The sequence below is a fragment of the Streptomyces malaysiensis subsp. malaysiensis genome, from assembly GCF_040653035.1.
GTDB lineage: Bacteria > Actinomycetota > Actinomycetes > Streptomycetales > Streptomycetaceae > Streptomyces > Streptomyces malaysiensis.
Genome location: NZ_JBEZNG010000021.1, coordinates 92,929 through 107,870 on the forward strand (window position 1 = coordinate 92,929; position 14,942 = coordinate 107,870).

Annotated in this window: 14 protein-coding genes; 8 read left to right on the forward strand and 6 right to left on the reverse strand. The window is 72.7% G+C overall.

The features are described 5' to 3' along the window. Positions 1–74: 74 nt before the first annotated feature. Positions 75–536 carry an ATP-binding protein gene (locus tag AB0E24_RS33050; protein WP_069871319.1) on the reverse strand — a complete coding sequence of 154 codons (462 nt, stop codon included), beginning with the start codon at positions 534–536 and terminating at the stop codon, positions 75–77. 264 nt (positions 537–800) lie between these two features. Here AB0E24_RS33050 and AB0E24_RS33055 point away from each other — a divergent pair, with 264 nt between their 5' ends. Together AB0E24_RS33055 and AB0E24_RS33060 are read left to right on the forward strand one after the other, a co-directional pair. After that, a complete protein-coding gene (locus AB0E24_RS33055; protein WP_069871321.1) occupies positions 801–1,250 on the forward strand; it encodes a Crp/Fnr family transcriptional regulator in 450 nt (149 codons plus the stop codon). Between the two features lie 108 nt (positions 1,251–1,358). Continuing rightward, complete coding sequence (locus AB0E24_RS33060) at positions 1,359–2,066, forward strand: response regulator (RefSeq protein ID WP_069871527.1); 708 nt, start codon at positions 1,359–1,361, stop codon at positions 2,064–2,066. A gap of 444 nt (positions 2,067–2,510) precedes the next feature. Here the strand turns inward: AB0E24_RS33060 and AB0E24_RS33065 are convergent, their stop codons facing one another. Further along, positions 2,511–3,011 (reverse strand): DUF6643 family protein, encoded by a 501-nt coding sequence (locus tag AB0E24_RS33065; protein ID WP_069871323.1) that lies wholly within the window; start codon positions 3,009–3,011, stop codon positions 2,511–2,513. A gap of 239 nt (positions 3,012–3,250) precedes the next feature. Here AB0E24_RS33065 and AB0E24_RS33070 point away from each other — a divergent pair, with 239 nt between their 5' ends. Beyond that, on the forward strand, positions 3,251–4,669 hold the full coding sequence (locus tag AB0E24_RS33070) for a TerD family protein (RefSeq protein ID WP_359382651.1): 1,419 nt from the start codon (positions 3,251–3,253) through the stop codon (positions 4,667–4,669). Positions 4,670–4,694: 25 nt separating this feature from the next. Here the strand turns inward: AB0E24_RS33070 and AB0E24_RS33075 are convergent, their stop codons facing one another. Beyond that, positions 4,695–5,909, reverse strand: a complete 1,215-nt coding sequence (locus tag AB0E24_RS33075) for a glycosyltransferase (protein WP_174885861.1) — start codon at positions 5,907–5,909, stop codon at positions 4,695–4,697. A 68-nt stretch (positions 5,910–5,977) separates the two neighbouring features. Between AB0E24_RS33075 and AB0E24_RS33080 the strand changes: the two genes are divergently transcribed. Both AB0E24_RS33080 and AB0E24_RS33085 read left to right on the forward strand, forming a co-directional pair. Continuing rightward, entirely contained in the window at positions 5,978–6,772 is a 795-nt protein-coding gene (locus tag AB0E24_RS33080) for a glutamate racemase (protein WP_347237361.1), read from the forward strand. A gap of 98 nt (positions 6,773–6,870) precedes the next feature. Next, complete coding sequence (locus AB0E24_RS33085; protein WP_257634015.1) at positions 6,871–7,428, forward strand: hypothetical protein; 558 nt, start codon at positions 6,871–6,873, stop codon at positions 7,426–7,428. A 110-nt stretch (positions 7,429–7,538) separates the two neighbouring features. On the opposite strand, the gene AB0E24_RS33090 is transcribed toward AB0E24_RS33085, so the two are convergent. Beyond that, positions 7,539–8,564, reverse strand: a complete 1,026-nt coding sequence (locus tag AB0E24_RS33090; RefSeq protein ID WP_079256575.1) for an O-antigen ligase family protein — start codon at positions 8,562–8,564, stop codon at positions 7,539–7,541. A gap of 203 nt (positions 8,565–8,767) precedes the next feature. Here AB0E24_RS33090 and AB0E24_RS33095 point away from each other — a divergent pair, with 203 nt between their 5' ends. The 3 genes from AB0E24_RS33095 to AB0E24_RS33105 all read left to right on the forward strand — a co-directional run bounded on the left by AB0E24_RS33095 (position 8,768) and on the right by AB0E24_RS33105 (position 12,487). Next, entirely contained in the window at positions 8,768–9,247 is a 480-nt protein-coding gene (locus tag AB0E24_RS33095) for an NUDIX hydrolase (RefSeq protein ID WP_069871333.1), read from the forward strand. Between the two features lie 55 nt (positions 9,248–9,302). Further along, the gene (locus tag AB0E24_RS33100) at positions 9,303–10,109 is read left to right on the forward strand and encodes a 3-hydroxybutyrate dehydrogenase (protein ID WP_359382529.1); all 807 of its coding nucleotides are present in this window, start codon (positions 9,303–9,305) and stop codon (positions 10,107–10,109) included. 263 nt (positions 10,110–10,372) lie between these two features. Next, positions 10,373–12,487, forward strand: a complete 2,115-nt coding sequence (locus tag AB0E24_RS33105) for a helix-turn-helix domain-containing protein (RefSeq protein WP_359382532.1) — start codon at positions 10,373–10,375, stop codon at positions 12,485–12,487. On the opposite strand, the gene AB0E24_RS33110 is transcribed toward AB0E24_RS33105, so the two are convergent. Next, complete coding sequence (locus AB0E24_RS33110; RefSeq protein ID WP_093700777.1) at positions 12,481–13,908, reverse strand: MFS transporter; 1,428 nt, start codon at positions 13,906–13,908, stop codon at positions 12,481–12,483. The two genes, AB0E24_RS33105 and AB0E24_RS33110, sit on opposite strands and share 7 nt — an antisense overlap. Positions 13,909–14,179: 271 nt before the next feature. Continuing rightward, on the reverse strand, positions 14,180–14,860 hold the full coding sequence (locus AB0E24_RS33115) for a TetR/AcrR family transcriptional regulator (protein WP_069871341.1): 681 nt from the start codon (positions 14,858–14,860) through the stop codon (positions 14,180–14,182). Between the last annotated feature and the right edge of the window lie 82 nt (positions 14,861–14,942).

The window sequence follows — 14,942 nt, forward strand, 5'->3', positions numbered from 1 at the left end:
CTCCTGCCGGCACATGGCTACGTCCCTTCCCATTGTCCCGCCGAAGCGGTGGCCGAGGGAGTCCGGCGGCTCACTCAGCGCAGCCGCATGGCCAGCGTCACCACGGCGCCCACCGCCCCCGCGCTGATCGCCAGCCGGTCGGTGACCAGCTGGGTCAGCCACAGGCCGCGGCCGCTGGTCGCGCCGTCCAGCCCCGGCAGGATCCGCGGGATGACGTCCTCGGAGAAGCCGGGGCCGGAGTCGCTGATCCGGCACTCCAGCTCGTCGCCGACCCGCCGCAGCAACAGGGAGCCGGTGCCGCCCGCGTGCTCGATGGCGTTGTTGGCGATCTCGTCCACGGCCAGCACGAAGTCCCCGCGGCGGGTCTCGCTGAGCCCGGCCCAGGCGGCGCACCGCTCGACCTGCACCCGCAGCCGGGGCAGCTCCTCGGCGGTGAAACGACGGTGGAGCAGGTGTTCTCCGGCTCGATCGGCGGACCGACGACGAGGGTCGGCTAGCACCAGTGCCTCCCGTTTGGTGACGAGTACGAGCGACATCGCAGGGTCGGTGAAGCAGCCGAGGGTACGGGGAGCGGGGTCTCATCGGTCACGACGACCATAAATGACGTGTCATATCGGAAACGTGACCGGAAATGGGTAAGGGTGAATCGATACCCGTTCGTCGGTGTATCGCTTTGGATCGGCTGCCTCTCGTAAGCACACCTGGTAGATACAGCTCGTGCACACAGTGCGTATGCGCGGCTCTTACGCACGGTGACCGCCGAGGGGTGAGGGGGGAGAAGGAGACGACAGAGTGAGGTCATGATGGGACTTCTGAGCGCGCTGAAGACCGAACACCGTGAGCGGCTGATGGCGCTCGCCCACGATGTGTCCTTCCCCTCCGGCGGCCGGATCTTCGAGGAGGGCCGTAAGGCCGACCACTTCTGGATCATCCGCACCGGCGCGGTCACCCTCGATCTGCATGTCCCGGGGCGGCGGGCCGCGGTGATCGAGACGCTCGGGCCGGGAGAGCTCATCGGCTGGTCCTGGCTCTTTCCGCCGGACACCTGGCATCTGGGCGCGGAGGCGCTCAGCCCGGTGCGCGCGCACGAGTTCGACGCGGAGGCGGTGCGCCGGCTGTGCGACGAGGACCCGGAGCTCGGCTACGCCCTCGCGCTGGCCTGCGCCCAGGTGATCGGGCGCCGTCTCCAGAGCGCCCGTACCCGGCTGCTGGATCTCTACGGGCCGTACGCGGGCGGGATCTCGCCATGATCGGGCCGATGGGCGCGGAGAGCGGCCCGGGGCCGAACGGCCCCTTACGCTTCCTTGCGCCGGAACGTAAAGCTGGGCAGCCGGATCGCGACCGGCGACCCGCGCGCCATGGAGGAGAGGCCGGTGCCCCAGACAGCCGACGCCGACGGCCCCATCAGGGTCTTTCTGCTCGACGACCATGAGGTGGTGCGGCGCGGACTGCGCGATCTGCTCGACGCCGAGCCCGATCTCGAGGTGGTCGGCGAGGCGGCCAACGCCCGCGAGGCCATCGCCCGCGCCCCCGCCGTACGGCCACGGGTCGCGGTGCTCGACGTACGGCTCGGCTCCTCGGGCGAGGGCGGCGACCACGAAGGGATCGAGGTCTGCCGGGAGTTGCGGACCCGGCTCCCCGATCTCGCCTGTCTGATGCTGACGTCCTTCGACGACGACGAGGCGCTGTTCGACGCCATCATGGCCGGGGCCGCGGGCTATGTGCTCAAGCAGATCAACGGATCCGACCTGGTGTCCGCGGTGCGCACTGTGGCCGACGGCCGCTCCATGCTCGACCCCGGCGCCACCGCCCGGGTGATGGCCCGGCTGCGCGGCCCCGCGCCCAGCGGGCCCGTGGAGCTGGAGAACCTGTCCCCGCGGGAGCGGGAGATCCTTCAGCTCATCGGCGACGGGCTGACCAACCGGCAGATCGCCGAACGGCTGTTCCTCGCCGAGAAGACCGTCAAGAACCGCATCTCCTCGATCCTGGCCAAGCTGGGCGTGGGGCGGCGCATTCAGGCCGCGGTGATCGCCGAGCGGCTGAAGGAGCGCGAAACGGGTCAGTGAGCCCGTGAAGAGCGCGGCCAGGAACGGATGACGTCCTTACGGTGGCCGGGCGTGCGTTTCGCGTGGAGCGCGAGACCGGATCCCCATACCGGCCCCGCGCCCCACGCCGAACGGGCGGCCGGTCGAAGCGCTCATCACCGCAGTGGAGTGAGAGCCCGGTCCGCCCCGGTGGTGGAGATGGTCGCGGAACTGCTCGGTTCCAGCATCGCGGTGCGCTTCGCCGCCGGGGAGGGCCGAACGGCCCTCGAAATGGGGCCCGTTGAGAGGCAGGCCCTCAGGGGCCGGGCCTCAAGCGTCGGCCCTCAAGCGTCAGGGGCGGGCGGCCCCCGGGAACCCAGCGGCCGGACAGCCGCCAAAGATCAGGGGCCGGACGGGGATGCCCCATCCGGCCCGGTCCTTCCCGCGACCGGGCACCGGCCCGGTCGCATCACCTCCCGACATATGTCAGTAGCCGCCTCCCGGGTGCGGCGACCGGCCGCCCGGGTACTGCTGACGGCCGTAAGGGTCGTCGTACGGAGAAGGCGCGGGCGCCGCCGGACGAGGCGCGGCCGGACGCGTCATGGCCGGGCGCATCGCCTCGTACCCCATGGGCGAGGCCGGCCCGGGGCGCTGCATCTGCTGCGGCTGCTGGGCGCCCGGGTAGCCCCGCGGTCCCGTCGGCTGCGGCGGGATGTAGGGCGAGTGCGCCTGCTGGAGCCCGGTCGGCTGCGGCGCCTGCTGCTGGTACCCCTGGTGCATGGGCTGCGGGGAGGGAGCGGCGGGCAGCGCGGGAAGCGCCGAGGGCAGGGCCGGAAGATGACTTCCGGTGTCATAGGCCGACGGCACTCTGATGGGTGCGATCTGCGGTGTACCCCGCTCGGCGACAAGACTGTCGTAGATGGGGGTGTCCGGGAAGGACGGCGAGGAGTAGTAGCCGCCACCGTAAGTGCTGCGGGGGGAGGTCATAGACCATAAGTTAAGCCCACCATGTGCTCATTGGGGAGTCCGGTAGGAGGGTTGTTTTCAGTGTTCGGAGTGGTCGCGGATCCCCAATCAGAGCGAACCCGGGAAAATCGGTCGTCAGGGTACGTTGAGATCGTGTAAAGAGCGCGTTTTCAGCGGGTTGCCGCGGGCCATCCGCGGTATGTGGCGGCCGAGCCGCCCGGCGACCGAGCGAACAGAGAGGCAGGGGGACGGAAATGGCCATGCGCAAGGGCGGTAATACGCCAGTACCGGCGGACGCGGTGCGGATCGAGCTCGGCTGGCGCGCGGGACCTGGGGTGCCGGACGTGGACGCCTCGGCGCTGCTGCTGGCGTCCGGAAAGGTCAGGTCCGACGCGGACTTCGTCTTCTACAACCAGGCGGCGCACTCCTCCGGCGCGGTGCGCCACGAGGGGAAGCGGACCGCGGGCGACACCGTGAGCGACACCCTTTCGGTGGACCTGGCCCGGGTGGAGCCTGCCATCGACACCGTGGTGCTCGCGGGCTCGGCCGATGGGGGAACGTTTGGTCAGGTCCCCGGACTGCATATCCGGGTGCTGGACGCGGCGGGCGGCGCGGAGATCGCCCGGTTCGACAGCGAGGACGCCACGGTCGAGACCGCGTTCGTCCTCGGCGAGCTGTACCGCAGGCAGGGCGCGTGGAAGTTCCGCGCGGTGGGCCAGGGGTACCAGAGCGGGCTTTCGGGGCTCGCCACGGACTTCGGCATCACCGTCGACGACGAACCGCGGCAGACGCCGGCTCAGCCCGCCGTCCCCGTCCCCGCCCCTGCCCCGGCGCCCGCCCCCGCCGTCCCGCCGAACGCCGGGCAGAACCCGTACGCGGGACAGAACCCGTACGCGGCCGCCCAGAGCCCCTACGCCGCGCCCGCGCCGCCGTCCGGCCCTCCGGCCGGGGCGTACCCGCCTCCGCCGCCCACCGCCGCCTCCACGCCCCTTCCGCCGCCTCCGCCCACCGCACCGGCCCCCGCGGCCGCCCCGGCGCCGGTGAGCCTCAGTAAGGTCACCCTGACCAAGGAGGCGCCCGCCGTCTCGCTCACCAAACAGGGCGGCACTTCCGGCACCATGCGGGTCAACCTCAACTGGCAGGTGCACAAGCAGTTCTCGGGTTGGGCCTCCAAGCTGGGCAAGGCCATGGCCATGCACAACGATCTCGATCTCGACCTGGGGGCGCTGTTCGAACTCGCCGACGGCAGCAAGGGCGTGGTCCAGGCGCTCGGCAACTCCTTCGGCTCACTGCACCAGCCGCCCTTCATCCAGCTGGACGCCGATGACCGGACCGGCGCCCGCGCGGCCGGTGAGAACCTCACCATCAACCTGGACCACCAGCAGTCGTTCCGCCGGATCCTGGTCTTCGTGACCATCTACGAGGGCGCCCGCAGCTTCGCCAACCTGAACGCCACGGTCACCCTCCAGCCGCAGTTCGGCGCCCCGATCGACTTCTCGCTCGACGAGTGCACCGTCCAGTCGCCGGTCTGCGCGCTCGCGCTCATCACCAACACCGGCAGCGAGCTCGTCGTGCAGCGCGAGGCCCGCTATCTGGTGCCGCAGCGCGGTGTCAGCCCGCAGCGCACCCTGGACCACACCTACGGCTGGGGCATGAACTGGACCCCCGGCCGCAAGTGAAGCCTCGGTGTACGGGGCGCGGCCATCAGGGCGCGGCGCTGGGGCGGGCGTAGCTGCGCCCCTTCCAGGCCGCGCCCTGCCCGAGGTGGTGCCGCACCGCCGAGTCCACGGTCATCAGGAGGTAGAGAAGGGCCGTCAGGGGCAGCAGCGGCGCCAGCCACAGGGTCTGCCGGTAGTAGCGCAGCATCGGGATGTAGGTGCCCGCCATGAGGGCCCAGGCGGCCGCGCCCATCGCCAGCGGCGCGGGCCGCCCGGTCAGCGCCCCGGCGGCCACGGCCGCGGGTGGTACGAGATACACCACCGCCAGCCCCGCGACCGTCACCAGCAACAGCAGCGGATTGTGGCGCAGCTGGGTGTACGCGCTGCGCGAGACCATCCGCCACAGCTCGCCCAGCCGTGGATACGGCCGCACACTGTCGACCCGGTCGGCCAGCCCCAGCCAGATCCGTCCGCCGGACCGTTTCACCACACGGGCCAGCGCCACGTCGTCGATGACCGACTGACGGATCGCCTCCGGGACACCGGCCCGCTCGGCGGCCTCCCGGCGCAGCAGCACACAGCCGCCCGCGGCCGCCGCGGTCCGCCCCCGGGGCCGGTTGACCCACCGAAAGGGGTACAGCTGCGCGAAGAAGTAGACGAAGGCCGGCACGATCAGCCGCTCCCAGTAGGTCGCCACCCTCAGCCGTGCCATCTGGGAGACCAGATCCAGCCCGTTCGCCTCGGCCGCGCGCACCAACTCCCGCAGCGAGTCCGGCTCATGTGCGATGTCGGCGTCCGTCAGCAGCAGATAGTCCACGCCGCCGTCGTCCTCACGGTCGGCGGCGAGACGGGTCGTGGCGAGCGCCATGCCGTGCCGCACCGCCCACAGCTTGCCCGTCCAGCCGGGGCCGGGTTCGCCGGGGGAGTCGACGGTCAGCGGCAGCCCGCCGTACTCGTCGGCCAGTTGACGGGCCAGCTTTCCGGTGCCGTCCGAGCTGCCGTCGTCGATCAGGAAGATCTCCGCCGGCCCCGGATAGTCCTGGGCGAGCAGCGAGGGCAGGCTCGCCGGAAGCACCGCGGACTCGTCCCTGGCAGGCACCACGACGGCCACCGAGGGCCATCCCGCGGGCTCCGGCGGCCCTGAGCCGCCCGGTCCGGTCCGGGGCAGCCGGACGTCCGTACGCCAGAAGAAGCCCTGGCCCAGCAGCAGCCACAGCCACGCGGCCAACGACCCGGCGGCGATCCACATCAGCGCGCTCACCCGCCGAAGTCTGCCCGAAGGTCCGCCCGGCCGTCGGGCGCACCGGACCGATCCCTTAAAGTGACCGGGTGAAGATCGCGCTTATGGACTCCGGAATCGGGCTCTTGCCCACCGCCGCCGCGATGCGCCGACTGCGACCGGACGCCGATCTCGTCCTCTCCTCCGACCCCGCCACCATGCCGTGGGGGCCGCGCACTCCCGAGGACGTCACCGAACGCGCCCTGGGCTGCGCCCGGGCCGCCGCCGCGCACCGCCCGGACGCGCTGATCGTCGCCTGCAACACCGCCTCCGTCCACGCCCTGCCCGCGCTGCGCGCCGAGCTGGAGCCCGGGCTGCCGGTCATCGGGACCGTGCCCGCCATCAAACCCGCGGCGGCCGGGGGAGGGCCGATCGCGATCTGGGCCACCCCGGCCACCACCGGCAGCCCGTACCAGCGCGGACTGATCCGCGACTTCGCGGACGGCGTCGAGGTGACCGAGGTGGCGTGCCCGGGGCTCGCGGACGCCGTGCAGCACGCCGACACCGAGGGGATCGACGCTGCGGTGGCCGTCGCGGCGGCCCGCACCCCCCGCGATGTAACGACCGTCGTCCTGGGCTGCACCCATTACGAACTGGTCGCCGACCGCATCCGGGCCGCCGTGCAGCGGCCGGACGCACCGCCGATCGTCCTTCATGGCTCGGCCGGGGCCGTCGCCGCCCAGGCCCTGCGCCGGATCGGCGCCGATCCCTTTCCGCCGGACGGCCCGATCACCCCGGGCGGTCTGACGGTCATCCTCAGCGGGGACGAGGCCGCCTTGCCGGACGCCGCCCTGACCTATGCCGAGGGAGTGCTGCTGGCACCCGTCGCACCGGCCCGCGGTTGACCGGAACGCCTCGTGCGGTGAGCTGACCGAACCGCTCCTCACCAGCGGATTCACCCGCCCCGCTGCCGCGGTGCCGGAAGGTGGGTACGCTGCCAAGCATGAGGCACCACGACCACGGAGAGCCGACGGCCCACGGGCAGCCGCCCGCGGTCTGGACCGGACGCGCCCACAATCGCGTGCAGTGGCTGCTGGCCGTGGCGGGGGCCGCGTGTCTGGCGCTCGGAGTCGACCTCGCCGTCGACTCCCCATGGGGTTCGGGCATCGCCCCGCTGCTGATGGCCGTCATCGGCTGTGTGGCCGCCGGGCTGCTGATGCTCTTCGGCACCCTCGCCTTCGTCCATGTGGCGGTACGGGTCGACGACGAGGTGCTGGAGATCCGCTGCGGCCATATGGGGCTCCCACGCCGCCGTATCCCGCTCAGCGATGTGGTCCACGCCGATGTGGCCCACAAGGTCACCCCCTGCCAGTGGGGCGGCTGGGGCTACCGCTGGCGCCCCGAGAAGGGCACGGCGGTGGTGGTGCGCCGGGGCGAGGGCCTGGTGGTCCGCCTCGGGGACGGCCGCGTCTTCACGGTCACGGTGGATGACGCGGAGGCCGCGGTCCGGGTCATCCGTGACCGGCTGCGGCTGATCGCGGCGCGCACCTCCCAGGTCTAGCCGGTGCCCATGTCCCCCTTTCAGGGGATGCGTTCCACATGTTCTCGTTCGCGGCTTTCGAGGCCCGCGTTCTCGTTGAGGCGACGGGTATTCGCGAGCCGTGCCGGGTCTCATGGCACCGTTCCCGGGGTCTGGTCCAGACGGCGGGCCGTCGCCAGCCCGGCGAGGAGGCCCGCCCCCGCGGTGACCTGGGAGAAGCTGAGGGCGTTGCCCAGACAGGACTCGACGGCCAGGGCCGTGAGCGTCGCGGCCGCCGTAAGGACCACCGGAGTGGGGCGTGGGGAGCACCACAGGGCGTGCAGCATCCAGGCGAAGGCCGCACCCAGCAGCGCCACTCCCGGCAGCCCCTGACCGGCCGCCTGCTGAAGCGGCGCCGAATGGGGCTTGGCCTCCGGGCCCTGTGGCTGGGCCACCGCGGGGCTCAGCTCGCCGAAGCGGTCCGGGCCCGCACCGCGCAGCGGGTCCGTCTCCTCGATGCGGGCGGCGTCCTGCCACAGCCGGATCCGGTGCTCGGTGAGGTGGTCGCGCAGGGCGGGCGCCAGCCCGCCGGGGACCGCGTCCTTGGCCACCGCCCAGGTGCCGCCGACCGCGACCGCCGCGACCAGCGCGCACGCCGCGAGCGCGGGCAGCCGCCGCCGCGGCCGGGCGGCGGCGAGCGAGCACACCAGCACGGCGCCGCTCGCCACCGAGCCCGCCGTCGAGCCGCCCACCACGGCCGTCAGTGTGATCGCCGCGGCCAGCAGCCACAGCGCCGGGCGGAGGACCCGCGGGGCGGCCCAGGCCGCGCAGCAGATCGCGCCCGTGGCCAGGGTGAGCTGGGCCGCGCCCGGCCCCTCATGGCCGGCGAGCCCGTACGGCGAGGCGCAGGCCAGGCCGAACCCCGCGAGCCCGGCGGCCGCCGTCGAGGCGACCGGCAGCAGCGATCCGGCGATCCGGCCGCAGGCGTAACCGGCGGCCACCGCCAGCACGGCGAGCAGCACCCCCTCGGGGCGGGCGGGCCGCCCCATGGCCGCGATCAGGGCCCAGACCGCGCAGCCGGCCAGGATCAGAACCCCCGCGATGTCGGCCGCCCCGGCGCAGCCGTCGGCCGGTCTGCCGTGGTCCTGTACGACAGGCTCCACCACTGATGACGTCATCCCGCCGACCCCCCGTCGTGACGGGCACCGCACCGGCGGCCTTACGGCCGCCGTGCGAGCCATGACACCCGAAACCGTAGCGCTTGTCGTAAGGAATGTGTATATGGTGCGCAGAAACGATGCGTCGGTGGTGAAACGCCCACCGTGGAGGGCGCCGTGCGGCCGCCGCGCGCGCCCCCTTTTCCGCCCGATACCCTCGGCCCATGCCGACCCCCGACTTCATCCGTGACCTCAGGGCCTCCATCGGTCACCAACTGCTCTATCTGCCGGGCGTGAGCGCCGTGGTCTTCGACGACCAGGACCGGGTGCTGCTGGGCCGCCGGGCCGACAACGGCCGCTGGACGATCATCTGCGGTATCCCCGAGCCCGGTGAGCAGCCTGCCACGGCGGTGGTCCGCGAGGTGGAGGAGGAGACAGCGGTGCGCTGTGTCCCCGAACGCATCGTGCTCGTTCGGACCCTGGCCCCGGTGACCTACCCCAACGACGACAAGTGCCAGTTCGTGGACGTCTGCTTCCGCTGCCGCGCGGTCGGCGGCGAGGCGCGGGTGAACGACGACGAGTCGCTGGACGTCGGCTGGTTCCCACTCGACGCGCTGCCCGAGATGGAGGACTTCTCCCTGTCCCGCATCAAGCAGGCGCTCGAGGACGGCCCGACATGGTTCGAGCCCATCGTCGCGGAGTGAAGTATGTGCCGCCCGCACATCGGTCCGGGCACGATGGCTGCCTAATGTGCCACTCATGAGCGCGTCCACCACACCGGGCCCGGGCCCCCGGCCGTCCGACGGCCCCGATCTGTCCTGCCGTACCGCACTCGTCACGGGCGCCGCCGGGGGCATCGGCCGGGCCTGCACACTGCGGCTGGCCACCGCCGGGGCGCGGGTGCGGGCCGTCGACCTGGACGCCGAGGGCCTCACCGACCTGGTCGACGCGGCCGCCGGACTGCCCGGCCAGGTCGAGGCCCACCCCCTGGACCTCACCGACCTCGACGCCGCCGAACGGGCCGCCGCTGGCATCGACATCCTGGTCAACAACGCCGGGCTCCAACTCGTCCGGCCCATCGAGGACTTTCCGCCCGAGGTGTTCTCCCGGGTGCTCACCGTGATGCTCGAGGCCCCGTTCCGGCTGGTGCGCGGCGCGCTGCCGCATATGTACGCGCGGGGCTGGGGCCGGATCGTGAACATCTCCTCGGTGCACGGGCTGCGCGCCTCCCCCTACAAATCGGCCTATGTGGCCGCCAAACACGGCCTGGAGGGGCTGTCCAAGGTCGCCGCCCTGGAAGGCGCGGCGCACGGGGTGACCTCCAATTGCGTCAACCCCGGCTATGTGCGCACCCCGCTCGTCGAGCGGCAGATCGCCGACCAGGCCGAGGCCCATGGGATCTCGCCGGAGCGGGTGGTCTCCGATGTGATGCTGGCCGATTCGGCGGTCAAGCGACTGGTCGAACCCGAGGAGGTCGCCGAGGCCGTCGCGTATCTCTGCGGTCCGCATACGTCCTTCATCACCGGTGCCTCGCTCAGCATGGACGGCGGATGGACCGCCCACTGAGCGGCTCATCGGATCGTTCATCGGCCGGTGAAGGCCGATTGGCCGAGCCACTGGGCCAGGGATTGGCTGAGCCACCGGCGGACGGTGGCCGATTGGCTCAGCCACTGCCGGAGGGGCGGAAGAGCGGCTCAGTGGCTCAGCCACTGCCGGACGGGCGGAATGGTGGCTCATTGGCTCAGCCACCGGACCGCCTCTTGCCCGGCCGCCCCCTCGAAAGGACACCGGGCCGCCCTACGGCTGGCGCCGCCGCGTCCGGCGGGAGTATGCCTGTGACCATGCCCGACGACCGGCCGGAGGCCCCCTACCTGGAACTGCTCGTACGCGGCGCGCCCGCCGAGGCGTACGAGCGCCCGGTGCTGCGCGCCCGCGCCGACAAGGCCCCGGCCGAGCTGCTGGCGGCCCTGGAGCGCGCCAAGCTGCTCGCCCTGCGGGTGCGCGGTGAGCTGGAGGGGCGACGGCGCCGCGAGGCCGAGCTCTCCGCGCTCTTCGAGACCGCCCACGATCTGGCGGGGCTGCGCGATCTGGACGCGGTGCTCCAGGCCATCGTCCAGCGCGCCCGCTCCCTGCTGGGCACCGAGGTCGCGTATCTGACGCTCAACGATCCGACGGCCGGTGACACCTATATGAGGGTCACCGACGGTTCGGTCTCGGCCCGCTTCCAGCAGTTGCGGCTCGGCATGGGGGAGGGGCTCGGCGGTCTGGTGGCCCAGACCGCCCGCCCCTATGTGACCGAGAACTACTTCGACGATCCGCGGTTCCAGCACACGCACGCCATCGACGCGGGCGTCAAGGACGAGGGGCTCGTCGCCATCCTCGGGGTGCCGCTGCTGCTGGGCAGCGGTGTCATCGGCGTGCTGTTCGCGGCCGACCGCAGGGCCCGGGTGTTCGAACGCGAGCAGATCGCGCTGCTCGGCTCGTTCGCCGCCCACGCGGCCGTGGCCATCGACACCGCCCATCTGCTCGCCGAGACCCGTACGGCGCTCGCCGAACTGGAGGCGGCCAACGAGATCATCCGGGACCGCAGCCGGGTCATCGAGCGCGCCTCCGACGTCCATGACCGGCTCACCGAGCTGGTGCTGCGCGGTGGCGGGGTGCACGACGTGGCGGACGCGCTGGCCGAGGTGCTCAGCGGCTCCGTGGAGTTCCTCGAGACCGACGAGGCGCCCGCGGCGGCCGTCGACCGGTCCCGGGCCGATGGCCACGCGGTGCGCGACGGCGAGGAGGACTGGGTCGCCGCCGTCTCGGCGGGTGGCGAACTGCTCGGCGCGCTCGTACTGCGCGGCCACCCCCGGCTCGACCCCATGGACCAGCGCACCCTGGAGCGCGCCGCCATGGTCACCTCGCTGTTGCAGCTCGCCCGCCGCTCGGCGGGTGAGGCCGAGCAGCGGGTGCGCGGTGAGCTCCTGGACGACCTGCTCGACGCTCCCGACCGTGAGCCCCGGCTGCTGCGCGAGCGCGCCGCGCGGCTCCGGGCGGACCTGGACACGCCCCATGTGGTGCTCGCCGCGGGCATCGAGGCCCCGGACACCGGTACGCCCGCCGCCGGTCCCGGCGGGGCACCCGGAAGCGGGCCGGGCACCACACCCGGAGGCGGACCCGGCACCGCGCCCGCGAGCGGTCCCGGTGGCGCACGCGCGAGCGGTCCCGGCGGGGCATCCGGAAGCAGGCCCGGCGGCGCACCGGGAGCCGGGCCCGGAGGCGGTCCCGGCGGCGCCCCCGCCGAGGACGCCGCGGGCCGCCGTCGGCTGTGGTCCGCCGCGTCCCATCTGGCGGCCACCCGGCACGGTCTGGCCGCCGCCCGCGACGGCGGCACCGTTCTGCTGCTGCCGCTGGCCGAGGGCGACACCGCCGACGCCCTCGCCCGCCGCACCGCCCGCCAGCTGGGCACCGCCGTGCACGCCGCGGTCACCGTCGGCGCCTCCGCGCCGGTCCCCGCGCCCGCCGCGCGGCCCGGGGACGTCGCCGCGGGCTATGCCGAGGCGCGGCGCTGTCTGGCCGCCCTGCGGGTGCTGGACCGGGCCGGACAGGGCGCCGCCGCCGAGGACTTCGGCTTCCTCGGTCTGCTGCTGGCAGGTACCCGCGAGGGCGCCCCGGCCGGCACCGGCGTCCAGGACTTCGTGCAGCGCACCGTGGGCGCGGTCATCGACTACGACGAGCGGCGCGGCACCGAACTGATCCGCACGCTCGACGCGTACTTCGCCGGTGGGATGAGCCCGGCCCGTACGAAGGACGCCCTCCACGTGCACGTCAACACGGTGGCGCAGCGGCTGGAGCGGATCGGGCGGCTGCTCGGCCCCGACTGGCAGTCGCCCGCCCGCTCCCTGGAGATCCAGCTCGCCCTGCGGCTGCACCGACTGGCCTCGGCCGTGGGCTACTGAGCCGAGGCCGAACGGGCCTTGCGCCCCGCACCCTCCGACGCCGGACGCGGGGAGGGGGCCGAGGTCGGTTCCACGGCCGCCAGATCGCGGTCCCGGGTCTCCTTGGCGACGCCCACGGCCACCAGGGTGAGCAGGGCCGCCGCGATCACATAGAGGGCGATCGGGGTGGCGCTGTCGTAGTCGGCCAGGAGCGCGGTGGCGATCAGCGGGGCGGGCGCACCGGCCGCGACGGACGAGAACTGCGCCCCGATCGACGCCCCCGAATACCGCATCCGGGTCGCGAACATCTCGGAGAAGAACGCCGCCTGGGGCGCGTACATCGCCCCATGGAAGATCAGCCCGACCGTCACGGCGAGCAGCAGGGCCGGGAAGCCCTTGGTGTCGATGAGGAGGAAGAAGGGGAAGGCCCACGCGCCCACACCCGCCGCGCCCAGGAGATACACCGGGCGGCGCCCGATCCGGTCCGACAGCGCGCCCCAGGCCGGGATGACCGCGAAGTGCACGGCCGAGGCGATCAGTACGGCGTTGAGCGCGGTCTGCTTGCCGAGGCCCACATGGTCGGAGGTCGCGTAGACGAGGACGAAGGCGGTGATGACGTAGTAGCTGATGTTCTCGGCCATCCGCGCGCCCATGGCGATCAGCACATCCCGCCAGTGGTGGCGCAGGACGGCCACCAGCGGCATCTTCTCGGCGGCGTCCGCACCGCCGTCCGTGGCCGCCTTACGGGCCTCGGCCCGGGCCAGCGCCGCCTTGAACACCGGCGATTCATCGACAGAGAGACGAATCCACAAGCCGACTACCACCAGCACGCCCGAGAGCAGGAACGGCACCCGCCACCCCCATGACTCGAAGGCGCTGTCGGAGAGCAGGGCGGTCAGCGCGGAGAGCACCCCGGTGGCCAGCAGCTGCCCCGCGGGGGCGCCGGTCTGCGGCCAGGACGCCCAGAACCCGCGCCGCCGCGCGTCCCCGTGTTCCGACACCAGCAGCACCGCCCCGCCCCATTCGCCGCCCAGCGCGAACCCCTGGAGCAGACGCAGCGCGGTGAGCAGTACGGGTGCCGCCGAACCGACCGTGGCGTGGGTGGGCAGCAGCCCGATGGCGCAGGTCGCGCCGCCCATCATCAGCAGACTCAGGATCAGCAGCTTCTTACGGCCGAGCCGGTCGCCGTAGTGGCCGAAGACCAGGGCGCCGACCGGCCGGGCGGCGAAGCCGACCGCGTACGTCAGGAACGAGAGCAGCGTGCCGACCAGCGGATCGGAGTCCGGGAAGAAGAGCTTGTTGAAGACGAGCGCGGCGGCCGAGCCGTAGAGGAAGAAGTCGTACCACTCGATGGTGGTGCCGATGAGGCTCGCGGCGACGATACGGCGCAGCGAACCGGGTGGGGTCGGGGGAGCGGAGGCCGGGGAATCCGGGGTGGGCATGGGTCACCACTTCCGAGCGGGGTGCGGGAACGGTTTTGTGTTGCCACACCGTAGAAATGCGCTCTTCGGCTCGGATATGTAGGCGGGCGACATACTTCGCCCGGCCACTGTGGTGAGGTGCCTCGCCCGGACCCTCGCCCCGGTGCCTCCATATCGGCGCGCCCGGACGACGTCCTCCGGCCCGCGCTTCCGGAGAGTCGGCGCTTCCGGAGCAGGGGGCGCTCCCGGAACAGGGGGGCGCTCCCGGAGAGCAGGCTCTCCCGGACCCCGGCTAGTCGGCGCGCCCAGCGCGCGGCCGCCGCACCTTGCCGAGCTGGAGCATGGCGGCGTTGAGCTGCTCCGTGGTGAGCGAGGGGGCCGGGAGCGGATGGGACCCCTCGGGGCGCAACCCGTCCAGCAGCAGGAACAGATAGCGGCGCCAGGCCAGTGGCGCGGCGACCGTCGAGCCGGGGACCGCGCGGCCGAGTGCGGCCAGCATGAACTGAAGGTCCTCCGCGGTGGCGTCCTTCCGGACCGCGCCCTGTTCCTGGGCGCGGCGCAGGAGGACGTCGAGTGTCTTCGCGTTCTCCTCACGGAGCGCGTCGAGCGAGGGGACGCCCTGTATACCGGTGGTCATCAGATCGTTGGTGCCCCGGTCGGCGGCGAGCAGCCCGAAGATGCGCTCGAGATAGGCCGTCAGACCGACCCAGGCGTCGACCGCCGAGCGGGCCTCCTCCGCTGCCCGCAGAATGTCCCGAAGGGAATCGCCGAAAACCGCCTCGATGAGTTCCGCCCGGCCGGCGAACCGCCGGTAGAGGGTGGCGCTGCCGACTCCGGCCCGACGGGCGATGTCGTCGAGCGGGGCGTCCACCCCCTGATCCGTGTAGATCTCCCGGGCGGCGGTTATCAGCATCTCGCGATTGCGCCGCGCGTCTCGGCGCAATGGTGTCTCTTTCTCCACACGGCTGCCCATGGCCCGCAACCCTAACACTAACCGGGGGAATCTCTCCGGTTAGGTGTTAAGATCATCGACAGAGCGGGGAACGATCCCCGGT